Origin of the sequence: Lactococcus fujiensis JCM 16395 (assembly GCF_002441655.1) — a bacterium.
Lineage (GTDB): Bacteria > Bacillota > Bacilli > Lactobacillales > Streptococcaceae > Lactococcus > Lactococcus fujiensis.
In genome coordinates, this window is record NZ_JXJU01000008.1 from 64946 (window position 1) to 90676 (window position 25731).

Genomic DNA, 25731 nt, shown 5'->3' on the forward strand with positions numbered 1-25731 from the left:
TCATGATAAGATAACAAAAGTGGTGTAAATTAGACAAAGTAATCTTCACCGTTCACAAAACGAAACGGACTTCAAATAAAGACGAATTTTAAACTTACCTTTTAAATTTTATTATTGTTCCCAATGATGCGAGTTCATCCACTCATCAATTTTACTAATTTAGATTTAACGATTTAATATCCTAACATTTATTTCTTGATTCAGAGTAGTTTCTAGAAAACAACCGTTTTTTTCAATAACACACTTTATTGTTTATTATTTTTTTACGGGAGGTATTTTAATATTGGATCACTAAACTTTGTTTGAATCAAAAAACTGAGGGAATCTCCCTCAGTTAATATTGATTAAATCTTGCTTATTTGTAATTATCTTTTTCTGTATCCCTTAATTCCACCGAATGTAGCTACTAAAAGTAACAGTGCCCCAAAAATCATTGCTGAGAGGTCATTATCTGAACCTGTCTTTGGTAGATTTTGGCTATTAATTGTGTTCCCTTTAGAAGGTGGTGTTGGTTTTGAAGTTTCAGTTTTAGAAGGTACAACTTGATGAGTATTGGTAAGGTTAAAACCTTTCACCTCTGTCTTATAGCCTTTCACTTCATCTTCAGTAATGCTATAGACGATGGCTTTGCCATCTTTGTTAACTGGCATTTTTTCAAAGCTGTATTTCCAATTGTCTTTTGCAGTGACTGTTTTACTAACTACCACTTTACCATCTGCAAGTAGATTAACGATGATTGAATCTGGACGGACACCATCCTTATTGTTCTCATCATTCCAAGTCTTGCTCCCTGTAATTGTTGTAACTTCAGGGGTGTGTGTGTTAGTGATATTCGTACCATCTACTGTTGAAGTGTAATTGGCAACTTCATCTTCACTAACCGTATATGTGATTGGGCTTCCGCTTGCATTCACTGGTAAATCGTTGAATGCATATTCCCAGTTAGTTGTGGAAGTTACTACTTGACTTGCAACTATTTTACCGTTCGCAAGTAGATTTACAGTAATTGATTCTGGGCGCATGCCATCTTGGTTGTTGGCATCATTCCAAGTTTTAGTACCGACCACACTTGTTGTTGCTGGCACATGAGTATTAGTAATGTTCGTTCCATTGTAAGTTGTTGTGTAGCCTACAACTGGAGTTTCATCTACTGTATAAGTAATCAATTTACCATCCGCAAATTGTGGGAAATCAGTGAATGAGTAAGCCCAATTGTCTGCAGCTGTTACTATTTTCGTAGCAACAGGGTTGGCGGTATCACCATTTGCAATCAAATTTACTGAGATAGATGATGGACGAAGCACGTCTTGATTGTTATTATCAGCCCAGAGTTTCGTGCCAGAAATAGAAGTTAATAATGGATTGTGCGTGTTTGTAATATCAGTACCTTTAATTGTTGAAGTATAATTGGCAACTTCATCTTCACTAACCGTATATGTAATTGGGCTTCCGCTTGCGTTCACTGGTAAATTGTTGAACGCATACTCCCAATTATTTGCAGCAGTTACTGGCTGACTATCAACGATTTTACCATTCGCAAGCAGGTTAACTGTAATGGATGAAGGTCGCATACCATCTTGGTTATTGGCATCATTCCACGTCTTGCTTCCTGTAACACTTGTCGTATCTGTCGTGTGCGTATTGGTAATGTTCATTCCATTATAAGTAGCTGTATAGCCAGTCACTGGTGTTTCTTCTACTGAGTAAGTAATCATTTTACCATTCGCATATTGAGGAAGATCAGTGAAGTTATACGCCCAGTTGTTAGCAGCGGTTGCTTGTGTTGTTGCAACTGGATTCGCAGTATCTCCATTGGCAATCAAATTCACGGTGATGGTAGAAGGACGAAGCCCATCTTGGTTATCGTTATCCACCCATGTCTTTTCTCCAGAAATTGAAGTGGTCAATGGTGTGTGCGTGTTGGTAAAGTTGTAACCATCTTTTGCTGATGTATAATTTGGAACATCACTTTCTGAGACACTGTAGTCAATTGGATTTCCACCTGAATTCATTGCTAAATTAGTGAATGAATACTGCCAGTTGTTGGCGGCCGTAACTTCTTGTGAGTCCACTACCTTCCCATTTGCACTCAAAGTAATTGTGATTGATGCCGGACGCATCCCGTCTTGATTGTTGTTATCATCCCAAGTTTTCGTTCCAGAAACACTTGTTGTTGCTGGAATATGCGTATTCGTAATGTTCGTTCCATTATATGTTGCAGTATAACCCGGAACATTATTTTCTGTCACGGTATAAGTGATTGGAGTACCAGCCGCATTTTCAGGTACATTACTGAAGGTGTAGGCCCAATTGTTAGCAGCCGTCGCTGTTGTACTTGCAACTGGGTTAGCTGTATCACCATTAGCAATTAAATTCACGGTGATGGCGGATGGACGTAGTCCATCTTGATTATTGTTATCATCCCAAGTTTTCGTTCCAGACACATTAATTGTTTTAGGTGTGTAGCTGTTTGTTAAATTGAGACCAGTTGACGTTGATGTGTAACCTGAAACCGGATCTTCTGTTACGGTATATGTAATAGGGGTTCCATTAGCATTGACAGGGACATTACTGAAGGTGTAATTCCAACCTGTATCCGCAGATGTGGTAATAGACTGAACTGGGTTAGCTGTATTACCATTAGCAATTAAATGAACATTAATTGATGCTGGACGTATGCCGTCTTGATTGTTGGAGTCATTCCAAGTTTTCGTTCCTGTTAGGTCAGTGGTTGCCGGGATGTGTGTGTTGGTAATCGTCTGAACACCAGCACCGTTTACATCAACACTCATTGAGTAAGATGGGCTATAGCCGCTCGGTACATTTACTTCAACCGCTTGATATTTTGATGCTGGATCAAGATTGATCTGTGTATATGTCCAGTTATTAGCCGCATTCAATGTTTGCACAGGGCCATCCGGCTGGTTGTCCTTCAAAATTTGAATTTGGGCATACGTCGGACGAGTACCATCTTGATTATTGTTGTCAGACCATGCTTTTTTCACGGTAATTTTTGTTAATGTATAACCTGAACCGCTACCGCCAGAAAATGGGGTCGCAGCATTTACAGTCCAAGGAGTTTGCCCATCTACTGTGAATGAACCATAGTTAAAGTATTGACTCGAAATACCACCATCTGTATTCGTTGTATTGTAATATAAGATAACTCTTTGATTAAGTGTTGGATAAGTTAATGTAAATCCAGTCGCAGTTAATGTTTTTTGTCCAGAAAATGTATCCCATGTTTCCGTCTTAGCAACCGTTCCATCTGGGTTCATGTAATTCAAATGGAAACTGCTGGTAATAAATGCTTGATTCGCACCAAAGTTATCAACATAGTATCCATTTGTCAAGTTCAAGAACCCATTATTAAAGGTAACTGTCCAGTTGCTCGTTGTTGGATCTCCAGAAGCTAAAAATCCTGCTTTAGTAAAGAGTCGAGTGTCTGGACCAGTGGTATTGATATGAACAACTTGAATAATATTATTAAATCCAAAATTGACATTTACATCTTGTCCCTGAGTCACATTATTCCATAAAGTGAAGACGTTGAAAGTACCTTTAATATCACTTGTATTCTCAGATTGTGCAAATGGTGTCAGTGTGATAACGATGTTATTATTTGTTGCACTACCGATTGCTGTACCAATAATATTCTGGTTCTGATCATAAATATTGAATGAGATATCTTTCGAAAGCTTCAAGGCACTTGGTATTGGCACCGTCATTGTTTGCCCTGCCTGAATACCGCTATTTGCTGGAATAGTAAAATCCCATACAGCCTTAGTATTTAAGTTTCCGTATGATTCTGTTAATGGTGTGGTGCCTGTATCGCTGTATAAGGTCGCATTCGTTAGAAACGTAGTTCCCCAGTCAGTTGTGGCGGCAGATGCATTTATTGGTGTATTAATTGCAGAGAATAGTAATACTACTATCTCAAAAAACACCAGTATTTTTTTCCACATTTTGCTCTCCTATTCAAAAATTTTAATTTCAATTAACACTAATGAAATTTAACTGTAATACAAATAATTACTAAATCTAATTATACTCTATTGATTTACAATTATAAATAGTATATTTCTTTTTATTTATATATACTAATAAAAATATATTTTTGTCGGAAATTCTAAAATTTTATCATTGAACTCGCTTCGTATGTAACAAAAAAATATTTTGAAATATAATAAAATTCTTTTGAGTTTATATACTTGTAAAATCGATAACCTAAAAATCAACCTGTTTCAAAAACGAATCAACCAGGTAGAGCAAAAAAATCTGAGCTTGATAAGCTTGTTTCTGGCAGATATTTAAGGGTCCAGCTACAATTTCAAAAGGAGATCCGATTGAATCTTGTCGACAAGGGGGCGTTAACATTTTCATCAAGCGTTTTTGTATTAGTCAATTTCGCTCTAATGTCGTTGATGAAATTAACAGTCATGTTAGCTTGATCGCTACTATAGATAAAGGTTGCGGATTGTTCGGATCAGTAGATTTTTCTGAAGCTTTGCCCTTAACGGCTTTAATGTTACAACCTAAAATGACTTTTCAGCTTTTGAAATGCTTGTCCAACATTACCACAGGTCAGTTCAGATAATGAAGGGGGGCCCATATGCTGGGCAGATAGGCAATGGCCCTTTTCCACCATCACTAGTCGTAACTTGTAAACTGTTATATATATACTATTCCACTGACGACACTACCTGTTCTTAACCAATACATCATGATCCCTTTGTAATTTACACCAGGGGATGAGCCCCTTGTCGTATCCTGCCAATAAATGTAAAATGTTGAAGTTCCTTAATCTGAGACACCCTGGTAAGCGTTACCCATCCGCCAGATAACATCAGAAACAGCACTCAGATTAGACATTGATATGCCCAGCAGACCAATCATTATAAAAAATTAAACACCCTTTTTCTTCAACTGACCCATTCTATTTTTATTTGTTTTATTACTTTAATTTCATTATATTTTAGAAATATATATTTCGTTTATATTATTAATATTCAGTTAATATTTCTTAACTTATTATTTATGACTCATTTTCATCAACCTATTTATAAGTGAATCTACGCGGTTTATCACCTCAAATTTGCAATCGATGATGAGATTAATAACCTTTTAATTTTCGAGGTATGGTTTGCCAAAAACAAATAAAAAAAAACGACGGGATCATTTTATTGGTTGTTTACAACGGCTTGGTCCGCTTTTTCTTTTGTTTGTTGAACATCGGAATGGCTTGATTTAAGTCGCTGTTTCCTTTATTTTGTAAGTCAGACAATTGTTGTGTCAATGTTGCAATTTTGTTGTTCGCATCATCAACTTCTTTTTATTTATCAACCACTTTTTTTCCATTTTCAATGGCTTTCTTAATTTCGTCAATCTTTTCTTGAATTTCTTTGGTTTTATCAGCGGATACTTGGTCAAGTTGACTGTTCAAATGATTGATTTGAATCGTTTGCTCTTGAAGTTTTTGCGTGTCTTGCCTAATTTGATTATTGAGTGATTGGATTGAAATGTTCTTCTCATAGACACGACCAGATAGGATTTCAATGGCTTTGTTAATTTAGCCAATATTAGAATGTCCGCTCCAAAATTCGACTACCAAAATTTTTGCACCAAAACCTGCAGATAAGATAATTGTACGCTAAGATTGCGTAATTTTTTTTAATTTTCATGATATTTTCCCATTATTTTCGTAAACAATAAAAAAATGTTCATTAAAATTAATTTATGTTGCTATTCCACTCAATAATAAGAAAAATCGACAATAAAGTAATAATTATGTTAATATAACAATTAAAATTATATTAATCGATAAATAATAAATCGAGCTCGTTTCAATGATTAAGAATGTAATTTTATAAATTTTGCTCTTTTAAAATGATTTTTACTAACAATAACTATGGAACAAGATAAGATGAGACGTCATATTTATCACTCACTATTCCAGAAAAATGATGCAAAAACATGGTATTATTTTATCATTCTCACGAGCTATGTTACAATAGAAGGTGATTAACGCAGTGTGACTATCCCGTTTGAAAATAGGACCTAGAAAAATGCGCTCCATATAGCAAGACCTGCCAAAAGTCAGACTACAGTAGAACTATTTTTATTGAACTAAATTGAAAGCGAAAACTATTTTCAAAATCAATTCGCATTTGAAATAACTATGAAATAGAATTGAGGTTACTCTTCTTTATGAGTAATAATAAAAGAAACAAAATTGGAATTTTGGGTGGCAACTTCAACCCTATCCATTTTGCCCATTTAATGTTGGCTGACCAAGCCCGCCAGTCGTTGCATTTAGATAAAGTTTGGCTCATGCCTGAATATTTACCCCCACACATAGACGAAAAGGCCACCATTGAAGCTGATCATCGTGTTAAAATGTTGGCGTTGGCCATTCAGGACAATCCTTCATTCCAATTAGAACTTGGAGAAATTGAACGCGAAGGAAAATCATATACCTTTGAGACCATGAAAATCTTGACAAAAAAATATCCGGACACGGATTTTTACTTCATTATTGGCTCTGATATGGTTGAATACCTCCCAAAATGGTATAAAATTGATGAACTCATTCAAATGGTTCATTTTGTTGCATTTAAACGTGAAAATAAAGCCACAAAAAGCCCTTATCCTGTGATATGGATTGAGGCACCTGTTTTTCCCCTCTCAAGTACTGGAATTCGCGAAATGATTAAAAACGGCAACGAACCAAATTATTTATTACCAAAAGAGGTATTAGATTATATCAAAAAAAATCAGCTTTATCTTTAAGCTGATTTTTTTATTTTGCGAGCATCATTCCAACTAGAAGTGCAAGGAACCCAAGACCATAGCTCAGTAAAAAATAACGTGAAAACAAGCGGAAATTTTTATGCTCAATGAGGTCAAACAGTTCAAAATTGAATGTCGAGAAGGTCGTCAATCCACCACAGAAACCAGTGGCAAATATTTTATAAGATTCCGTTTGTGTCCCGAACTTCATAAAAAGCCAACCGATCAATAAGCAACCAATAATATTGACTAAATAAGTACCAAGAGGAAATCCAACTTTTAGAAATTGACCATTTAATTTACTGAAAAGATAACGTACAACAGACCCAAGGCCCGCCGAGCACCCGATGAGCATTAATTCAAACACGTTGAGCTCCTCTACGTCCATGTCGCATTCCTAAAAACGCCATCAGGAGACCTCCAACAATACTTAAGAACACGTAAAGGGTTAAAAGTCCAAAGTCACCCAGTAGTAACAAGTGTTCAGAATCCATGATAAAAGCACTAAAAGTCGTAAATGCACCAATAAATCCAGTTCCAATCCCTAAAATTAGTTTTTGATGAACTTTTTTTGTTTGTAAATAATTTTTTACTAAGAAGGTGAATAAATAACAGCCCAAGAGATTGATTAACAGTGTTGCCAATGGAAAATGTCCTGTTTGAGGGAGGTGAAGATTGACTTCATACCGACTTAAACCGCCGAGAAAGCCGAATAAAAAGACGATAATTATATTCATAGCAAATCCTTTAAATAGCAAAACTACCCGCTAACGTGGTAGTTTTAGGTTCCAATCAGTCACGTATGCCACGTTTTTTTTGGAGTTTCTTAAGTTTATCAGGTGTAATGTCATTCCCTTTATCATCAACGAGTTTCACATTTTCAACCTGCGTGCGGAAATTTTCTTTTACTGAATCAATATATGCACGACGTAAAACTGCTTGCTCGTCTGCTTCTGCATTCGTTAAAGTGCCTTCTTTTTTCTTACGAGCTAATTCATTTATACGTTCGATTTGTTCATTTGTAATAGCCAAGACTACTCCTTTCAATTTTTGTTTTTATATACTAAATTATAAAACGGTTTTATTTTATTTCGTAATAATTTGACTGAAATCGCCCAGCACTTTTGTCAAAGTTACTATTTCTGTCAGTAATGACAATCGGTTATTTTTAACCGCCTCATCGTCAACCATAACCATCACATTTTCAAAGAAATGAGAAATGGCAGGTGCCAGTTGATGGACAATTGCTCTGAATTGAGCTTCAGCAGTCAATACGAACCAGTCAGATTTTAAGTTTTGGACAACTTCATAAAGCCCTTTTTCAGCATCATTTTCAAACAAATCAGTCTTAATTTCGATTTGATCAGTTCCTTTTTTGGCCAAATTAATGACACGCGCTACATTTTCAACAGCTGGTTTGAATGGTTTATGACTTGAATATCTACTGATCACTTCCGCCGCTTCTTTAATGGCTGCCAAATCAGTCGGTTTAGCTGCAATAACAGCATCAACAATGTCATAACGGACGTCTTCTTCAAGCAATAATTTTTGCATTCTTCCTGCCATAAAGGTCAATACTTCTGCTTTATTTTCTGTCTCAAATTGATTTATAAATGCAGCAAAATCGAAGCGCCAATCAAATTTTTCAATGATTCGGATAATTCCTTGAGCCGCACGACGCAGAGCATAAGGGTCATTTGAACCAGAAGGAATCAAGCCAACATTAAAGAACGATAAAATAGAATCAATTTTATCGGAAAGCGCTAGAATTGCACCCACTTTTGTATCTGGAAGATCCCCATCAGCAGATGTTGGCATATAATGCTCACGAATTGCGGCAGCGACTTCTGGACTTTCACCAGCAAGGAGGGCATATTTCTCACCCATGACGCCTTGCAATTCATCAAATTCACCAACCATTCCGGTCAACAAATCAAATTTATAAAGGTCCGCAGCTCTTAAAACAGCTAATTTCTCAACATCATTCGCCCCTGTCAGCACTGACAACTTTTCTGCGATCGCTTTTGTCCGTGCCATGTGTTCAGTAATTGACCCAATTTTAGCATGGAATGTCACTTTAGAAAGTTTTGCTACCAGATCCTCAATGTTAAGTCTTTGGTCTTCACTCCAGAAAAATTCAGCATCTTCAAGACGTGCAACAAGAACTTTTTCGTTCCCTTCGATGACTTTCTCCATGTGAGCTGCATTCCCATTACGAACAGAAATGAAGTGCGGTGCTAATTGACCATCTTTAGTATACACTTCAAAATAGCGTTGATTATCACGCATTGAAGTCACTAACACTTCAGCAGGAACAGCCAAGTATTTCTCATCAAATGAGCCAACAAAAGCGGTTGGATATTCGACAATATTATTAACCTCTTCAAGCAAACCTTCGTGTAAAATCACATTCCAATCGTGTTCTGCAGCTAATTTTAAGATTTGATCAGAAATTAGTGCTTTACGAGCTTCTGCATCAGCCATTACAAAGTGGTCTGTCATTGCTGACAAGTAGTGCGTAGCCGTAGAAATTTCGAAAATTGAATCATTGTCTAGGAAACGATGCCCACGGGATGAACGTCCTGCTTGGACATCAAGTAATTGAAATGGAATTACCGTATCGTCCAATAAACTAACAATCCATTGAATGGGACGGACAAATAAGAAACTGTTGTTTGCCCATTTCATATAGGTGCTAAATTGCATTTTTTCAATTACATCATGACTGAGGGACGTCAAAATTTCGGATGTAGCTACACCATCGATATGCTTTTCTGCATAATAATAGTCGCCTTTTAACATCAAATCATCTGGATTTACGCCTTGTCCACGTGAAAAGCCTTGAATTGCTTTTGACCAGTTTCCTTCTTTGTCTTTGGCAATTTTAGCTGAAGGACCTTTGACTTCTTCATCTGATGATGCAGATGATTCAGCAAGTCCTTCTACTAAAACGGCTAATCGGCGTGGTGTAGAAAATTTCTTAATGCCATTGAAAGTAAGACGGTTATCCGATAAAAAGGCTGCCACACGTTCTGCTAACTGATTTTCACTTGGCGTTACCAAGTGCGCTGGAACTTCTTCCAGACCAATTTCTAATAAATAATTCATATTTGTTTTCCTAACTCCTTAGTGGGAGATACTCATCCCTGGATTCGATATCATCATAAATTTGGGCCATTAGAGCTCAAAATCTTCAGTCCTTATTTTTTACGACTTTAGAAAGCTCAGCATATTTCCCATTTTCACCCAAATATTTCAAACGCAAAGTTTCGTCTTTCAACAATGGGAATCCCAATTTCGCTCGTTCTTCAATAAAAGTTTTGGCTACTTTTCGTGCCATTGTTCGTACCCGATGCATATAACCCGCACGTTCTGTAACAGAAACCGCACCACGTGCATCTAACAAATTAAAAGTATGTGAGGATTTTAATATATAATCATAAGCTGGATGAACAAGCCCCTTATCAAGAAGTCTTAGTGCTTCTTGCTCGAATTCGCCGAACAATTGAAGTAATAATTCTTGATTTGATTCTTCAAAAGCGAATTTTGAATGTTCATATTCTGGTTCTTTGAAAATGTCACCATATAAGACACCATTTCCCCATTCAAGATCATAAACTGAATCTACTTCTTGTATCGCTGTGGCCAGTCGTTCTAATCCATAAGTAATTTCTGAGGTGACAGAATCAACTTCAATTCCCCCAACTTGTTGGAAATAAGTAAATTGTGTACACTCTTGTCCATCAATCCAAACTTCCCAACCAATACCAGCACAGCCCATCGAAGGATTTTCCCAGTTGTCTTCAACAAAACGTATATCGTGCTCTAGTGCATCGATGCCTAATTCAGCCAAACTTTGAAGATAGAGTTCTTGAATATTTTTAGGGGAAGGCTTCATGACCACTTGAAATTGGTGATGTTGAAACAAACGGTTTGGATTTTCGCCATAACGTCCATCAGCCGGACGACGAGAGGGTTGCACGTACGCTGCAGCCCAAGGTTCAGGCCCATTTGACCGCAAGAAAGTATAAGGACTCATTGTTCCTGCTCCGACCTCATTGTCGTAAGCCTGCATGAGATTTGCCCCTTGTTTTGCCCAAAAGCCCTGTAATGTTAAGATAATGTCTTGAAATGATCGTTTTTTGTCCGTTGCCATTTTTTTCTCCTTTTTGAATCCGATGAGCGCTTGAACTTGCGACACCATAATAAAAACCACGTTAGTACACCCGTAAGCTAAAATACTTACAAAGGGCGCAATAGCGCGGTTCCACCTTCATTTTTTACTTCATTATTATCAATAAATTTAATGTGCCATGATGTTTTTTGAGCTTTCACTATCCCCAATCGCTATATGCCCATTATAGACCTTTTAATTCACATTTGCAAGAAAGATTTTTGGGTTAAACTGACCTCACACAAAAAAACGCCCTCATTTTTCCTAAAAATTGAATGAAAGCGAGATTTTTTTAATGGTTTCGGTTGTAAATCACACTTGAAGCAAAGGAGAGCAAAATGATAATACCACCAAGAACACCCGTAATGACATCACTTATTTCAAAGTTGATGCTGAACAACAGCAGAACTGCAAGTGCCATAATCGCCCAGTGAGCCCCATGTTCAATATAAATAAGTTCATCTAAAGTTCCTTTTTCAACAAAGAAAACAGTCAAAGAACGGACAAACATTGCACCAATCAAGCCAAGTCCCAACATAATGATAATTGGGTCAGCAGTAATTGCAAAGGCGCCAATGACACCATCAAAACTAAAGGATGCATCAATGACCTCCAAATAAAGGAAAAGGACAAAGGCGGCCTTACCGGTTACTTGCTTTGGCTTATAACCCTTTTGATTGATCTTCTCGTCCGATACCTCAGCTAATGCGCCATGACGACTCATCAATTGTCCCAAGCCATCTACTAATAAAAAGGTAATAATACCAAGCACGCCGGATAATAAAACAGTATGAGGATTTTTTGATGTTAATTCCGTTGTAAAAACAAGGACAACTAATGAAATCAATGCAGATGCCAAAGGAATTTGTCCAACCTTATATAACAATTTCTCAGGTAATTTCAGCCAATGATGTTCCATTTCGGAAAAGAAAAAAGTTAAGGCCAACATGAGCAAGAATAACCCACCAAATGCGGCAATCGAAGGGTGCGCACCATGAAGAATATATCCATATGTGCCTGGTATCTCAGGGTTTCCCTTAGCAAGTGCCAAATGCAAAGCATTCATAGGACTCATGTTTGCAGAAATTGAAACCACAACAAGTGGGAAAATAAAACGCATCCCAACCACTGCAATTAAAATTCCGACGGTCAAGAAGACCTCTTGCCAAGCCTTGCTCATTTTTTCCAAAATTCGTGCATTAACAATCGCATTATCAAATGACAACGAAATTTCTAATATTGCTAAAATAGATGTCAGAATGACTGCACTAAAACCTCCATAAAAATAGGCGAAAATCAAAGCACCTAATGTGACAACAATTGAACCATAAAATATTTTCAATTTAAAACTCTTCCTTTGTTTTTTTGCATCTTAACATTTTAATTAAAAATCAAGAATACTCTATTCAATCATAACATATTTAAAAGGGATAAGGCATCATCAAAACTTCATTTATTCATTCTTTAAAAGAGAATTAAAGCTTTAGAGCTACTTCTTTCATTTGTTTATCTCCAAAATCGATTTTTATTTTTCCGTGGAATTGGTCAGTTAGTTTTAGAAGAAACTCCTGCTTTGCATCCAAGTCAATAAAAAACGAAACTTCCACATTTTCTTTAAAATTCGTTTTTTCAATGCTCAAATCATTGGCAAAAATCAGTCTTTGACAAGAATCAAAAAGGTTATAATCTAATGTAAGACATATTTCTTCTTGTTCAACAAATTGAACACATCCTACTTCATCAATCGCATGATTAACCACTCCTCCATAGGCACGAATTAACCCACCAGCTCCTAATTTAATGCCCCCAAAATAACGCGTAACGACGGCACAAACATTCGTAATCTCTCTTTTTTTCAGTATTTCAAGCATAGGAATTCCCGCTGTTCCAGAAGGTTCTCCGTCATCAGATGTTCGCTGAATTTCTTGGTGATCCCCAATTGTATATGCCATGCAATTGTGATTAGCTTGATGATGTTCTTTTTTTATTTGCGCAATAAAATCACGTGCCTCTTCCTCTGTTTCCACCCGTTTTAGCGAACAAATAAAGCGTGATTTTTTAATTTCTTCTTCACTGACAAAATTATTTTTGATGGTTATGGTCATGAGATCTCCCCTAAATTTGGCCTATTGCTTTAAGAAAAATATTGATAAAAAAAGTGCCGTTAGGCACTACTTACTGGGATAGCAGGATTCGAACCTGCGCGTAAAGGAACCAGAAACCTTCGCCTTACCGCTTGGCTATATCCCAATTTCAACTCTTATATTATAGCACTTTTAAAGTTTATTGCCAAAAATTTATGATGTTTTGTTACATTTTAAAAAGAATAACGTATTAAAAGTTATGAAAGATTATTATGGCCGCTACCTTACCAAAAATGAAATTCCGGAAGAGATAAATCTTGATCAGTTTGTGAAAATAAATGGAATGAACGCAATCAACCACAACTTAATTATCTGTTCACGTTGCGGAACAAAGCACCGAAAAGCGGATGTCCAATTAGCTATTGGCAGTTTTTATTGCCCCACTTGTCTCAATCTTGGTCGTGTCCGTTCAGATGAATTTCTTTATCACGCCATACAACAGCCCTTTGCTAATCGTCAGTTGATGAAATGGTCAGGTCACTTGACTTCGGACCAACAAGTAGTCTCAGATGCTCTGGTCAAAGCTACCAATAAAGAAGGGCAGACTTTAGTCCACGCTGTAACTGGAGCTGGAAAAACTGAAATGATTTATGCATCAATCGATCAAGCTTTAAGTCAGGGTAAATCCGTAATCATTGCCAGTCCACGAATCGATGTCTGTATTGAACTCCACCAACGACTGGAGCGTGATTTTGACTGTGCTATTCCCTTATTACATGGGAAAGGGAAGCCCTATTTTAGAAGTCCATTAGTCATTGCTACATGTCACCAACTTTTACGTTTCAAAGAAGCATTTGATCTTGTTATCATTGACGAAGTAGACGCCTTTCCGTTTGTTGATAACGATCAACTCTACCATGCCGTTAAACAAGCAGCAAAGCAAGGGGCAGCTACCGTCTTTCTCACGGCTACCTCAACACCTAAACTTGAAAAAGCCGTAAAAAGAGGCGAATTAACCCAACTTGCACTCCCTAAGCGATTCCATCAAAATCCGCTTGTCGTCCCGAAGTGTTATTTTGAAAGTCATTTCAAAGCTCATTTTTTAAAGCAAAGAAAAACTGGTTTCCCTTTACTTATTTTTTTCCCAGAAATTTCTTCAGGAATTGCATTCACAAACGAACTGCAAAAACGCTACATGAATGAAAAAATTGCTTTTGTTGCCTCAACCAGCAAAAACCGCTATGAATATGTTGAAGCATTTCGTAAACGCGAAATATCAATTCTGGTGTCCACTTCGATTTTAGAAAGGGGGGTTACCTTTCCATTTGTTGACGTTTTTTTAATGCATACCCATCATAAAAATTTTTCTGCTTCAGCTATCATTCAAATGGCTGGACGAGTTGGTCGTCATCCCGACCGACCTACTGGTCTTGTTGAACTCTTCCACCAAGGTAAAACAGAAGCAATGAAAAAAGCCATCAAAGAAATCAATAAGATGAACCAACTCGGGGGGTTCAAATGAATTGTTATTTATGTAACTGTGAATTAACCATCCACTTTCATTTTACTGATTTATTATTACTCAACTCAAAACGGGAAATGATTTGTTCTAAATGTCAAGCAACGTTTGAGCGGATAGATATAAATCATTGTCCACGGTGTTATCAATCTGGATTCTTGACCGTTTGTCCCGACTGTTTAATTTGGGAGGAGCAAAAAATCATCGTTCAACATCGCGCAATTTTTAAATACAATCAAGCGATGAAAGATTATTTTAAACGGTATAAATTTCAAGGGGATTACAATTTATTCAATGTATTTAAGCAAGAATTTCATCAAAAACGAAGTGATGAAGTGATGGTACCCATCCCGGTTTCTACGAATCGGATGCAGGAACGTGGCTTTAATCAAGTGACCGCATTCTTGCAAGATGAGCCATATCTTGATTTACTCATTAAAAAAAATACCCCTAAACAATCTAGTTTAACTCGATCAGAACGACTAAACACTGAAAATCCATTTGAACTTAATCCAGATAAAAAAATTCCTAAAAAAGTTCTTGTCATTGATGACATTTATACGACAGGTGCTACACTCCAACATGCCGTCCATATTTTATTAAAAAATGGTGCAGAGCAAGTACGCACATTCTCACTTTGCCGCTAAAAAAGCCACTCGAGGTGACTTATCTTTAACTTGTAAACGAGTTACATTCCAAACCAAGCGATGCCTTCATCTGTCCAACCACTTTTTACCAAGGCATTTTTTTCAGATAGACTTGAAGTCATAAAATGAGAACCAACCCCAGCATTCGGATTGTACAAACGATAAATCGCTAAATTCCCAGCAGAATAAAAGGCGATGCCCTCATTTTTCCAGCCTGACCCAACCAATACTCTAACCTCGTTCGTGTCTTTCGTATACAAGTGTTCTCCAGATTTAGGATTATAAATACGATAAATAGGCAAACTTGATGACTGAGGGGCTTGCCATGTAATTCCTTCATATTTCCAGTCTCTTGAGAGTTTTGGTAGAGTTGTGGCTTCATTCAAATCAGCTGTATAAAGATGCTCTCGGTTGCGTGAATTGTATAAGCGATATATCGGATGATAAGTCGACAAATCCACATTGGACATACTGGTCTGCCCGTCAATAAAAAGATTTGTTCCCTGATTAACGGAGGCATTGACCCATTCATTATCTATATCCATCCAAGAATTTTTAGCCTGGATGACCGGATACTGTCCTGAAGATGAAGTTTGAACCGATTCATAAGGGATTGGGAACGTTTGATAATTTGTTAAATTGGTGACCTCAAATGCAATACTATATTGACTATTTCTAGGAAGTGTAATGGCGTTAAACGGTATGGTTTGATATCCAGGGTCAGTAAAGGTATATGTTCCTAATGTTTGAAAATCACTTAATTTCGTACTGTTTGTCACTGCACCCACTTTATACAGCAGTTTAACTTTCGCACCTGCTTCTTCTATATCAGTTGAAATAGAATTAAGGATTTCTATTTGTGAACCTGATGTTGACTGACTGTTATAGGTATTTGAAAATATGTTACTATTGGATGTTGATCCTTGAGCGTAGCCAAAATCGTAATAAGTCCCAACTGCATTTGGGCTTGTATTTGTGGAACTATAAATCGTTTCTCCGTTATTATTGATCACTCCGTCGGCATAAATATCTGATGCTGCAAGAAAAATGTCTGCATAAGAAAGGTAAAAATAACCTCCATTGCCCCAATCTGTCCCCCATGAATTTTTAACGATAAAGGCGCCATTCATTCCTGGCTTTTTGCTAAAATTATTGGCCGAATAATTGTCATCATAGCCAACAATTTCCATTTCGTGGTCTTGATTAATATAGGTTTGATTGTTATATGTCGTAGCTAAATCACTATTCATTTTTGCTGAATAAGGAGTATATGAGGTAAAATCTTTATTGGCAGCGAGATGTGAATAAACGGCAGTCGTCGGATTTTCTGAATAATCCAAAGTATACTCAGCTTGTACTCCAAATTGGGCAGAGCCGTACTGATAAACCAATTGTTTAATTTGATTGATTCGTGTCATTATTGCAGCGTTGGTTGTGGGGAATTGATTCGTTGTCAATCCAGGGAGAATATAGGTGTCATTCACATGATAATTTGATAATTTGAGGCTATTAAATAGACTGTTGTTTATTGGAACATCTTGAGCCATTGTCATATCTTGGCTAAAACTATTATTGGGAAGCATTGGATTATATCCAATCACACTCATTTCAGGAACGTAATCAATGGTGTTACCATCCCCCAATTTCCTTGACGTCCCATCGGTATTCATTACCGCTAATGGATTCGACTTATTACTAAAAGCATTACTCGCTGACAAGTAATCATAATAAGCAGGTAACAGGTCTTCTGTAGTCCCCAATTGCTTCATCGCGCTTGTGTCAATGGCATCAACACCAGCATAATCCCAACAAATGTTTAAATCTTCTTGATTTAAAACTGGTGTCGTTTTCCCATAATTGGCCGATGTAGGATTTAAAGGATTCCATAAAGAAGGGAGGTTTGTTGCACCCAAAACGGTTTTCTTTGCTGTCAGACCAGATGACCCGAGACTCCCATTTTGGCTTGTGGACTGACTTTGAGTAGCTTGGCTTTGGATAATAAATGTTTGAATTAATCCACCAACTTTATGATTCTTGCCAAACGAGGTAATTGGTTTCGTTTTTTCGTTTACTGTTGATCTTGTTAATGATTGAGCTTGTCCAATCATTTGCACATTTAATATGCTCAAACCTATTGCTGAATACAGGAGGATGGTCTTTTTTTTCATCAACTGATACACTTTCATTAAAATCTGGTTTCATTATACCACTTTTTATATTCTATAACATACAGATATAATAAAAAAAGTTGCTCGTGCAACTCAATTAGTTTCCCACTGCAAAATTGTTAAGCCATTAAATCGTTCTTGCCACTTCAACGCTTTTGCATCATATAAAATTTTCGAATTATCAACATGATAAATCGGACGAATAATTCGATGTAAAATGTCATCAATCCCAAAAGGCGCATAAATTTCAAGCGTATCCGGTTGACCTTTTATACCAATCGCATGAACAGTGGCTAACCAACGTCCCATGGCATCCTCGCATGATGAATAAGGTTTTATATTCCGACCCTTCCAAAGATGCATATATGCTTCATTGTGAATATCAAACTCCATTTGAAATTTCTCATTTAACTTTTTTTCAAGAAATTTGTCCTGCTCTAAAGAATCCTCTTGAGTTATTTTTTTATCAAAATAAATAATATCAATGTCGTGAATACCATTCATTAAAGGCAATTTATCTTGCGTATTCCATATTGTTTGAAAAACAGCACCAGCAGCTATATAATAATTATTCAACTTCAATGAATCTACTTCAGCTAAAATTTTCATCAGCTCTGAATTATTTTGCAGCATCGATTTTATTTGGCTTCCATTTGAGTCCATTACTTTAATCTCCGAAATTTAGAAATCTGAATTTTTCTGGCTAAATTTAGTTTATCCGAAAAAAAGTTTCCAGAGTGGCGGTAGAAAAATAAAGAGACCAACCAGAACTGCAAAACCAGAAATCACTAGAACTGCACCTGCTGCCATATCTTTTGCCCGTTTGGCCCGCATATGAAATTGATAATCTGCCGCTAGGTCAACCACATTTTCGATCGCAGAATTAATTAACTCTGCCATGAAAACGAGCGAAATTGACAACAATAAAAAGAGCCAATCCACTTTTGAAATTTGGAAAAAAAGACCACACAGGATTGCTAAAACTGTTGAAATTGCATGTTTTCGCATATTCCGTTCTTGTTTAAATGCGGTCCAAATTCCAGTGACTGCAAATTCAAAACTTGAAATAAAATTAGTATTTTTCCATCTTTGTCGGTCTGGTTTGACCGGAATATTGCCATTTTTAAAATCAACCTTTTCGTATACTTTTGTATCTTTATCGTGTAAGTCCATAAGCAGTCAAAATTTCCTCTTGAAGGCCAAACATTTCTGCCTCTTCTTCTGGGGTATAGTGGTCATAGCCATTGATGTGTAGGAAACCGTGCACTACAAGCCAGCCATATTCACGCTCAATCGAGTGTCCATAATCTTGCGCTTGTTCTGCCGCTTTTTCGATTGAGATAAAAAGTTCACCAATGAAGGGATCCATTTCCTCGAGTAATTCTTCAGGAAGCTCCATATCTTCATCGAAAAAGAATTCTTCATTGTCTGGCTTGTATTCAAGAGAAATGACATCCGTCGGACGGTCTGTCTCACGATATTCGAGATTCAATTCATGTGACCGCTTATTATCAACAAAAGTCACTGCCATCTCTTTGCTTTCAGGCAATTTAATATAATCAGCCGCAAAGTCAAGCAGTTTCTGAGATTGTTCCATAATTCCTGAAGGAAGTTTCCCTGTTTCGTCAATCATTTCTACGTACATATTATGTTTCCTTAATTCTTTGTTCTTTTTAAAATTTGTTCTTTAGCAAAAGCTATAGTGGGTGTTTTTGTGGCAGGATTAATATTTTCTGGTAACTTGTCATACTCAAACCATCGCAAATCCGAGACTTCCTTCTTTTCCAATTTGACTTGGCCAGAATAATCATCACAGATAAAAATAGTATCAATGATATAAACCTCGTCACCATTTGGGTAAAAGAAATGTTGTTCTTCCCCAGAGGCGACCGAATATAATTTCATTCGATGCGCAGTCAAACCTGTCTCTTCGAAAAGTTCACGTTTAGCTGCTTCTAGTACAGTTTCCCCCGGTTCAACAGAACCTCCGTGATAACACCAGTTGCCATTGTCAACCCGTTTTTGTAAAAACAGCCCTTTATCATCATCATAAATAATTACTGAAGCACAAGCAATCACCATCGGAATATGACCGACTTTTTTTCTCAGCTCCATTATGTACCCTTCAGCCATTAAACACACTTCTTTCTAACCAATTACTTACCATAGAAGCAAATAATTGAGGTTGTTCCATTTGTAAATTATGACTTGCCATGTCCAGCATAGCAAAGGTAGAACGCGGATACTCACGAATCATCCGAAATTGATCTTCATATCCTACAACAGTATCCTGATGGCCAAGTAGCACTAAATAGGTTTATTGAATTGCCTTACGTTTGTAATAGCATCCTTTAAACGATAATTTTGTTTTAATCTGTAGATGAAAGATTGATCAACATTTTTCCAAGATTTTTTCGATTGTTTCGATTGTTTCTGAGCCAACTGGTATTCTGTAGTTAATTCAACCCATTTGGAAAATTGAAGTTTTCTACCTTTCGTTTCAGGAATAAGCATTGGTGCGAGTAAAAATAAACCAAGGATATCGGATGGCTTTTTGTCTACGATTGCCCTCGCTAAATAACCGCCATATGAATAACCAGCAATTAAAAAAGGTGCTCCAATAACTTTATCTATAAAATCAAATAATTCTTCTAACACATCGTCAGTTGAGGATAGATATGATCCAGAAGTTGAATCACCCATACCTGGCAAATCAATATAAACCCTTTTTATATCCGAATTACTAGTAAAAAGTAGTTCGAATACTGCTTCCATCGTTCCCATGTTCCCGCGCCACCCATGAATTATTAGTAGCGGGAATCCATTACCGATTAATTTATAATGCAAATGCAAGCCCTGAATATCAATAAACATAGAATCACTCAGCATTCTATTTGAAATTTAAAGCAATTCCCAGAACTATTTTTTTTCGTAGGCATTAATTATCTCAGCAACAACGGGGTGTCTGACCACATCTTTTGCCGTGAAATATATAAAGTCAATGGCTTGAATGCGGGATAATTTTTCGGTTGCATCAATCAAGCCTGACTTAACCTTACTTGGAAGGTCAATTTGTGAAATATCTCCATTAACAATCATCTTGGAATTAAAACCAAGACGGGTCAAAAACATTTTCATTTGCATCGTCGTCGTATTTTGGGCTTCATCAAGAATGACAAAAGCATCATCTAGAGTCCTCCCACGCATATAGGCTAAAGGAGCAATCTCGATGATTCCTCGCTCCATCATTCGCTCAGTCGCATTTTTACCTAATATCATATACAAGGCATCATATACTGGACGGAGATAAGGGTCAACTTTTTCTTGTAAGTCCCCTGGTAAAAAGCCTAAGCTTTCCCCAGCTTCGACGGCAGGGCGGGTCAAAATAATCCGTTTCACTTGACCGTTCCGCAAGGCTTGAACAGCCATAACGACTGCCAAAAATGTTTTCCCCGTTCCAGCTGGACCTATTCCAAAAACGACATCGTGGTGTTTAACTGCATCTACATACGTTTTCTGAACTAAATTTTTAAGCCGAATGGGTTTTCCAACGGCATCTTTTGTCAGCTCAACTTCGTATAGGGCTGTAAAGTTTTCAATGTCATCATCGAGCACCATTTGTGATGCAATGATAACATCAGAGGTATGAACAGGAACACCACGTCGAACCAAAACTTGAAGTGCTTGAATTGCTTTACGGGCGCGTTGTCCACTCGCATCGTCAGCTGCCAAAATTTGAACCATTTCTCCACGATAATTAATTTCAACTGAGAGCTGATGTTCAAGCAGTGTTAAATACTTATCTTGTGTACCAAAGACTAGTGCCGCATCTTCAGGATTTTCTAATTTAAAATCAACCGAAATTTTTGCCAAATAAATAATCTCCATTTAATGATTTTCTTTTATTATACCACACCTCGAAAAATAAGATTTAATTTTCGCGATATTGCAGCCAAGTTTAGGCAAAATAACATTTTCAATCAGTAATTGAGCTTAAATTGAGTAGCGTTCAATCCTACTTCTGCCGTCACCGATTTTTTTGATGAGTAATTGTTGTCCAATTGATTTTTTCATTTCTTCGACGTGACTAATGACCCCGACCATTCGATTTTCTCCGATTTGTTCGAGGGCAGTCATCGCTTTTTGCAGCGTTTCTTGATCAAGGGATCCGAAACCTTCATCTACAAATAAAGCATCAATTTGAACTCCATTAGCTGTATTCTGAACCACTTCACTTAATGACAGGGCAATTGATAAAGCAGCAATAAAAGTCTCTCCTCCAGACATTGTACTTGATGATCGTGTAGCGCCTGTTTCGTTGTCATAGATGTTTATATTCAAGCCCTGACTTCCGTTGCCTTTAACTTCTTCTGATAATTCAAATTGATAGCGATTATTTGACAATACATTAATGAAATGATGATTGGCATAGTCTAGGACTTGTTCTAGGTAACTTTGAACGACAAATGTTTCGAGTTTTAGCTTATCTGTAGTTTTACCATTGACTGCATTCCAGAGTTGCGTCATATCCGCACTTGCTTGAGCTAATTTTCCCTGAGCGCGTCGTAATTTTTCAATCTTTTCAAAAGCTTTTATTGCTTGATCAACCTCCTTATCAGACGTTGCCAATTCTTTTTCTGCATGAATATAGTTCTTTTCGTTTTCTTTATTAACTTGCGTCAAATGATTAATATCTGGCAGTTTACTGCCGGTCAATTGTTTTTCTAATTGCTTGATTTCTTTTTCCAATCGTAATTTTTCATTTTGATAGGCTTCAATTTTATTTGAAAGCGTCGTTGGATTTTCATCAAGCCATTTTTGAATCACTTCTATTTTATCTGATTGAGCATCACTTGCATTCAGTCGTTTTGATACTTTAGACTTGATTTCTTCAAGACTAAGCTCTGTAAGATTAATTTGTGAATTTAGACTTTCAATTTTACCGTTGGCTCCTTCGAGTAAACGTTCAAGTTCTATTTTTTTTGTTGTTGTATCTCGAACAAACCATTCGAAAGACTCGATTTCTTTGCTTAATTTCTCCCTTTGCTTTTCCAAACGTAAACTGGACTCTAGCACTCCTTTTTGACTGATAAACTGGTGCTGTGTTTCAATTTTCCCCATTATTTCGGCCACTTGTTTCGATAAGCTTTGACCTTTTTGTTCCGCGTCTAAGGCTTGGATTTCAAGAACATTAATTTCTTCTGTCAGTTTTTTATTCTTTTCAAATTTAACATTATTTTTTTCCCGAGCAAGTTTGATTACTTTTTCAATCGCCGAAAGATCAATCTTTTCAGGGAGTTCCAGATTTGATGAACTTTTAAGTGCTACATAATTTTCATCTCGCTCATTCTTAATTCTTTCAAGTTCAATTAATTTATTTTCAAGCTTTACTTTTAATTGGTCATGATTGGCTAGGGCTTGTTGTGTTGAAACTTCTGTAGCTGCAAAAGCGCGTTGACTTTCGTCAACATCTTCCATCGCCTCCTTCAATTCTTGATTTGAAATTTCTAGAGCAGGTTTTGCATGGTGCTCAATTGAACCACATACCAGACATGGCTCCCCTTCCACCAATTCATTTTGTAATTGGGCAATCATCAACTGACGACGCTTTTGAATTTTTAATTCATAGTCTGCTTTTTTCATTGATAAACTTCGCTGTAATTTGTTGATTGTCTCCTTAGCCTTATGATCGTCTTCTTCTAAAGCTTTTTTTTCTAGATCAAGTCTATTGAATTCCTTAAATTGGGGGATGACATTTTGACTTAACATCAATGCTATTTCATTTAAATTTTTACTCTCTTTATTAATTTCGTCAATATCAAATCGTGCTTGTTGTTTGAAAATAATTTCTTGTGAATAAGTTTGACGTATCTGTTCAACTTCTTCTAATTGAGCATTTAGTTCTCGAAGCTCTTGATTCAATTGCTCCAATTCAAGCTTAAGTTTTTCTACCTCTTTTGCTTGCGGAATTAGAATTGAAATTTTGGCAACTTGTTGTTTCTTTGTCTCGATTAATTCATTTTCTTCATTTAGGCGATCCATTTGTTTTTCTAAACCACTTAATTGGCCGTTTAGTTCAGTCATCTCTTCTTGATATTGACCGCGGTTTGATTTTAATCCGATCAGAGCTTGTTCTGCCTTACTTATGTCTGATAAAGGTTGCTTAAATGAAGATGCCCAAAGGAGTTCCTGATAATGAACTTGATTTTCTTCATGTTCACTTGCATGTGCCATGATTTTGGTTGCATAATCTGTTTCAAGAGTATGTTTCCTTGCGAGATTCGACTCGATTTCAACTGCTTTTTGAAGCTCCATTTGTGCTTGCGTTTGTAATATCCGGAGCGTTTCCACTTTATCCTTCAGCACTTGATTATCTTTTTTTCTCACTTCAATTAAAGTATGGAGGCAGTCAAATTTTTCTTCCTCAAGACTATTTTCAATTTTCTCTAACTCGGAATTTGACCAAATTGCAGACTGAAATTGGATAGCCAATTGATTTTGAAATTCTTGATTTTGCTCATTCAAGAGATTAAATTTCATTTTGATTTGATTTGAGAATTCTGTAAAAATCCCTGTCCCAAAAATTTTTTTCAAGATGGCTTCTTTTTCATCTGTTTTTGATTTTAAAAATTGCGAAAAGTCATTTTGAGGGAGGAGAATGATTTTCTTAAATTGTTCTGCATTCAAATGAAGCAGTTGCACCATCTCATTTCCGACATCTGCTGGTTTAGTGGCTAAATTTTCAAGTTCTTTTCCTTTAATTGATTCAACAATAGTAAGATTTGCGGTCGAGTTTTGTTTCTTCGTCCCCGTCCCTCGCATTTTTTTTAATTCCTGTTCAGGCTTACGTACAACTTTGTATATAAAATTACCTTGTTCAAAATAAAAAGTAACACTGGTTTCTTCTTCACAACTTGCAAACTGACTACGCATTTCTCTTGCATCTCGTTCGCTTGTTGTTGTGCCAAACAGGGCATACGTCATGGCATCGAAAATCGTGGATTTCCCAGCACCTGTATCACCGCTTATTAAGAAAATGGGGGCCTCAGCTAACTTAGAGAAATCAATTTTAGAATGCTCGTGTGGACCAAAATAGTTCATTTCCAGATATAGTGGCTTCAATTTTTTTCTCCCTTCAGTTGAATAAGCGTCTCTTCGACAATGGCTTCTTGACCTGTACTCATGTGTTTTCCTGTCACACGTTCGTAAAAACGTTCAATAATCAATTCTTCAGATAAATTTTCAATATTTGCCATTGATTTCATTTGTTTTTCTCTGGCAAGATCTTCAAAATCTAATTCGACAATGGTGCCATAAATTTTTTGGAGCTGAGCCCTTAAATTTTCGCCCCTATGAACTAAACGCTCAAACTTTTTAATGGTAATGGCAAACCAAGCAGTATGAAGCGGCAAGGCATTGTAAAAATCGGGATTTATCAAAACGTCCCACGTTTCTTTTAAGACAACTAAATCTCTTTGTTGCTTCAATGAAACAAATTTTGAACTGACATGCCCATCTTCTAGTTCAATGATGTAAACTCCCTTATTTGAATTGGCCTCTTTTGTATTAAATTTTACTGGACTTCCAGAATACTGAACCTTTTCACTAGGGGATGCTAAATTGGTATGAATATGACCTAAGGCGACATAATCAAATCCTTCAAAGAGTTGACTACTCATCGTTGCCAATCCACCTACTCTAGAAGCCGTTTCAGAGGTTAATTCGACAGGCAATTCTTGATGTGCTGAAATAGCAAAGTGCGTCACCAGAATTTGCTGCTTTGTTGGATCAAATTGTTTTTTCAACTCCTCTAGAACCAAAACCATGGCATCTGAAATTGTCTTGATTGCTTTAACCCGTTCATCATTCATCCCTAAATTTGAAAAATAGATTCTCGCATCAGCAGGATCGAAAAAGGGGAGCAGAAAAAGTTGAACTTCATCCGTTTCGATCGGTTGAAATGCCTCATCGAGAAGTGTATTCAGATAAATGTCATTAAACCCAAGCCATTCACGTCCAAAATTAAGTCGTCGGGCACCATCATGGTTTCCTGCGATCATATAAATAGGAATCTTCGACTCAATGTTGATCTTTTTCAACATTTGATTAAAAGTCGTTACCGCAGTCGTGCTAGGGATCGCCCGATCATAAAGGTCCCCAGCGATGATAATTCCGTCGACCTGTTCGTCTTGAGCAAGCGCTAAAATTTGATTAACGGCGTACTTTTGCTCCTCAATTAAATCAAATCCATTGAGTGTACGTCCAATATGCCAATCTGATGTGTGTAAAAATTTCATTGCTTCTCCCCGACATGTTCTGTTTCATCTTGTAAAGTATCTAACTTTAAGTA

Annotated in this window: 20 protein-coding genes and 1 tRNA gene; 3 read left to right on the forward strand and 18 right to left on the reverse strand. The window is 36.8% G+C overall.

The features are described 5' to 3' along the window. Nucleotides 1–365: 365 nt before the first annotated feature. Nucleotides 366–3965, reverse strand: a complete 3600-nt coding sequence (locus RT41_RS07255) for a Cna B-type domain-containing protein (protein WP_096818504.1) — start codon at nt 3963–3965, stop codon at nt 366–368. A gap of 2242 nt (nt 3966–6207) precedes the next feature. On the opposite strand from RT41_RS07255, the gene RT41_RS07260 reads away from it, so the two are divergent. Then, on the forward strand, nt 6208–6789 hold the full coding sequence (locus RT41_RS07260; RefSeq protein ID WP_096818506.1) for a nicotinate-nucleotide adenylyltransferase: 582 nt from the start codon (nt 6208–6210) through the stop codon (nt 6787–6789). Nucleotides 6790–6799: 10 nt separating this feature from the next. Here the strand turns inward: RT41_RS07260 and RT41_RS07265 are convergent, their stop codons facing one another. The 8 genes from RT41_RS07265 to RT41_RS07300 form a co-directional block, all read right to left on the reverse strand. Next, entirely contained in the window at nt 6800–7177 is a 378-nt protein-coding gene (locus RT41_RS07265) for a fluoride efflux transporter FluC (RefSeq protein ID WP_096818508.1), read from the reverse strand. Then, a complete protein-coding gene (locus RT41_RS07270; RefSeq protein WP_096818510.1) occupies nt 7149–7526 on the reverse strand; it encodes a fluoride efflux transporter FluC in 378 nt (125 codons plus the stop codon). The genes RT41_RS07265 and RT41_RS07270 overlap by 29 nt, the downstream gene beginning before the upstream one ends. Before the next feature lie 55 nt (nt 7527–7581). Beyond that, nucleotides 7582–7821, reverse strand: coding sequence for a DUF896 domain-containing protein (locus tag RT41_RS07275; protein ID WP_096818513.1), 240 nt, complete (start codon nt 7819–7821; stop codon nt 7582–7584). Nucleotides 7822–7875: 54 nt separating this feature from the next. Beyond that, entirely contained in the window at nt 7876–9897 is a 2022-nt protein-coding gene (gene glyS / locus RT41_RS07280) for a glycine--tRNA ligase subunit beta (protein ID WP_054639408.1), read from the reverse strand. Nucleotides 9898–9982: 85 nt separating this feature from the next. After that, entirely contained in the window at nt 9983–10945 is a 963-nt protein-coding gene (gene glyQ, locus RT41_RS07285) for a glycine--tRNA ligase subunit alpha (RefSeq protein WP_096818515.1), read from the reverse strand. A gap of 310 nt (nt 10946–11255) precedes the next feature. Next, complete coding sequence (locus RT41_RS07290) at nt 11256–12305, reverse strand: DUF475 domain-containing protein (protein ID WP_054639410.1); 1050 nt, start codon at nt 12303–12305, stop codon at nt 11256–11258. A gap of 133 nt (nt 12306–12438) precedes the next feature. After that, complete coding sequence (locus tag RT41_RS07295; protein WP_096818518.1) at nt 12439–13068, reverse strand: YigZ family protein; 630 nt, start codon at nt 13066–13068, stop codon at nt 12439–12441. 73 nt (nt 13069–13141) lie between these two features. Further along, nucleotides 13142–13213: transfer RNA gene (locus RT41_RS07300), tRNA-Gln, on the reverse strand. 93 nt (nt 13214–13306) lie between these two features. Here RT41_RS07300 and RT41_RS07305 point away from each other — a divergent pair. After that, nucleotides 13307–14569, forward strand: coding sequence for an ATP-dependent helicase ComFA (locus RT41_RS07305; protein ID WP_096818573.1), 1263 nt, complete (start codon nt 13307–13309; stop codon nt 14567–14569). Continuing rightward, nucleotides 14566–15213: a ComF family protein gene (locus tag RT41_RS07310; protein ID WP_054639411.1), complete on the forward strand. Its 648-nt coding sequence runs from the start codon at nt 14566–14568 to the stop codon at nt 15211–15213. The genes RT41_RS07305 and RT41_RS07310 overlap by 4 nt, the downstream gene beginning before the upstream one ends. Nucleotides 15214–15254: 41 nt before the next feature. On the opposite strand, the gene RT41_RS10660 is transcribed toward RT41_RS07310, so the two are convergent. The 9 genes from RT41_RS10660 to RT41_RS07360 form a co-directional block, all read right to left on the reverse strand. After that, nucleotides 15255–17381 carry a C1 family peptidase gene (locus RT41_RS10660; RefSeq protein ID WP_180752696.1) on the reverse strand — a complete coding sequence of 709 codons (2127 nt, stop codon included), beginning with the start codon at nt 17379–17381 and terminating at the stop codon, nt 15255–15257. A gap of 93 nt (nt 17382–17474) precedes the next feature. Next, nucleotides 17475–18044, reverse strand: a complete 570-nt coding sequence (locus tag RT41_RS07320) for a nucleotidyltransferase family protein (RefSeq protein WP_054639413.1) — start codon at nt 18042–18044, stop codon at nt 17475–17477. Between the two features lie 51 nt (nt 18045–18095). Continuing rightward, nucleotides 18096–18554 (reverse strand): diacylglycerol kinase family protein, encoded by a 459-nt coding sequence (locus RT41_RS07325; RefSeq protein WP_054639414.1) that lies wholly within the window; start codon nt 18552–18554, stop codon nt 18096–18098. After that, nucleotides 18538–19026, reverse strand: coding sequence for an rRNA maturation RNase YbeY (ybeY, locus tag RT41_RS07330; protein WP_054639415.1), 489 nt, complete (start codon nt 19024–19026; stop codon nt 18538–18540). The genes RT41_RS07325 and ybeY overlap by 17 nt, the downstream gene beginning before the upstream one ends. Before the next feature lie 11 nt (nt 19027–19037). Beyond that, nucleotides 19038–19514, reverse strand: a complete 477-nt coding sequence (locus tag RT41_RS07335) for an NUDIX hydrolase (protein ID WP_054639416.1) — start codon at nt 19512–19514, stop codon at nt 19038–19040. Between the two features lie 174 nt (nt 19515–19688). Next, nucleotides 19689–20270, reverse strand: coding sequence for an alpha/beta fold hydrolase (locus tag RT41_RS07345; protein ID WP_096818522.1), 582 nt, complete (start codon nt 20268–20270; stop codon nt 19689–19691). A 30-nt stretch (nt 20271–20300) separates the two neighbouring features. Next, nucleotides 20301–21269: a PhoH family protein gene (locus tag RT41_RS07350; RefSeq protein WP_096818525.1), complete on the reverse strand. Its 969-nt coding sequence runs from the start codon at nt 21267–21269 to the stop codon at nt 20301–20303. A gap of 105 nt (nt 21270–21374) precedes the next feature. After that, a complete protein-coding gene (locus RT41_RS07355) occupies nt 21375–24503 on the reverse strand; it encodes an AAA family ATPase (protein ID WP_096818527.1) in 3129 nt (1042 codons plus the stop codon). After that, nucleotides 24500–25678: an exonuclease SbcCD subunit D gene (locus RT41_RS07360; RefSeq protein WP_096818531.1), complete on the reverse strand. Its 1179-nt coding sequence runs from the start codon at nt 25676–25678 to the stop codon at nt 24500–24502. Before RT41_RS07360 ends, RT41_RS07355 begins: the two co-directional genes overlap by 4 nt. Nucleotides 25679–25731: the final 53 nt, after the last annotated feature.

What these genes read in the sequence shown, in the direction of transcription:
- RT41_RS07255 (WP_096818504.1), bottom strand. Translation starts at nt 3,965, where the DNA reads ATGTGGAAAAAAATACTGGTGTTTTTTGAGATAGTAGTATTACTATTC.
- RT41_RS07260 (WP_096818506.1), top strand. Translation starts at nt 6,208, where the DNA reads ATGAGTAATAATAAAAGAAACAAAATTGGAATTTTGGGTGGCAACTTC.
- RT41_RS07265 (WP_096818508.1), bottom strand. Translation starts at nt 7,177, where the DNA reads ATGGACGTAGAGGAGCTCAACGTGTTTGAATTAATGCTCATCGGGTGC.
- RT41_RS07270 (WP_096818510.1), bottom strand. Translation starts at nt 7,526, where the DNA reads ATGAATATAATTATCGTCTTTTTATTCGGCTTTCTCGGCGGTTTAAGT.
- glyS (WP_054639408.1), bottom strand. Translation starts at nt 9,897, where the DNA reads ATGAATTATTTATTAGAAATTGGTCTGGAAGAAGTTCCAGCGCACTTG.
- glyQ (WP_096818515.1), bottom strand. Translation starts at nt 10,945, where the DNA reads ATGGCAACGGACAAAAAACGATCATTTCAAGACATTATCTTAACATTA.
- RT41_RS07295 (WP_096818518.1), bottom strand. Translation starts at nt 13,068, where the DNA reads ATGACCATAACCATCAAAAATAATTTTGTCAGTGAAGAAGAAATTAAA.
- RT41_RS07305 (WP_096818573.1), top strand. Translation starts at nt 13,307, where the DNA reads ATGAAAGATTATTATGGCCGCTACCTTACCAAAAATGAAATTCCGGAA.
- RT41_RS07310 (WP_054639411.1), top strand. Translation starts at nt 14,566, where the DNA reads ATGAATTGTTATTTATGTAACTGTGAATTAACCATCCACTTTCATTTT.
- RT41_RS10660 (WP_180752696.1), bottom strand. Translation starts at nt 17,381, where the DNA reads ATGAAAAAAAAGACCATCCTCCTGTATTCAGCAATAGGTTTGAGCATA.
- RT41_RS07320 (WP_054639413.1), bottom strand. Translation starts at nt 18,044, where the DNA reads ATGGACTCAAATGGAAGCCAAATAAAATCGATGCTGCAAAATAATTCA.
- RT41_RS07325 (WP_054639414.1), bottom strand. Translation starts at nt 18,554, where the DNA reads ATGGACTTACACGATAAAGATACAAAAGTATACGAAAAGGTTGATTTT.
- ybeY (WP_054639415.1), bottom strand. Translation starts at nt 19,026, where the DNA reads ATGTACGTAGAAATGATTGACGAAACAGGGAAACTTCCTTCAGGAATT.
- RT41_RS07335 (WP_054639416.1), bottom strand. Translation starts at nt 19,514, where the DNA reads ATGGCTGAAGGGTACATAATGGAGCTGAGAAAAAAAGTCGGTCATATT.
- RT41_RS07345 (WP_096818522.1), bottom strand. Translation starts at nt 20,270, where the DNA reads ATGCTGAGTGATTCTATGTTTATTGATATTCAGGGCTTGCATTTGCAT.
- RT41_RS07350 (WP_096818525.1), bottom strand. Translation starts at nt 21,269, where the DNA reads ATGGAGATTATTTATTTGGCAAAAATTTCGGTTGATTTTAAATTAGAA.
- RT41_RS07360 (WP_096818531.1), bottom strand. Translation starts at nt 25,678, where the DNA reads ATGAAATTTTTACACACATCAGATTGGCATATTGGACGTACACTCAAT.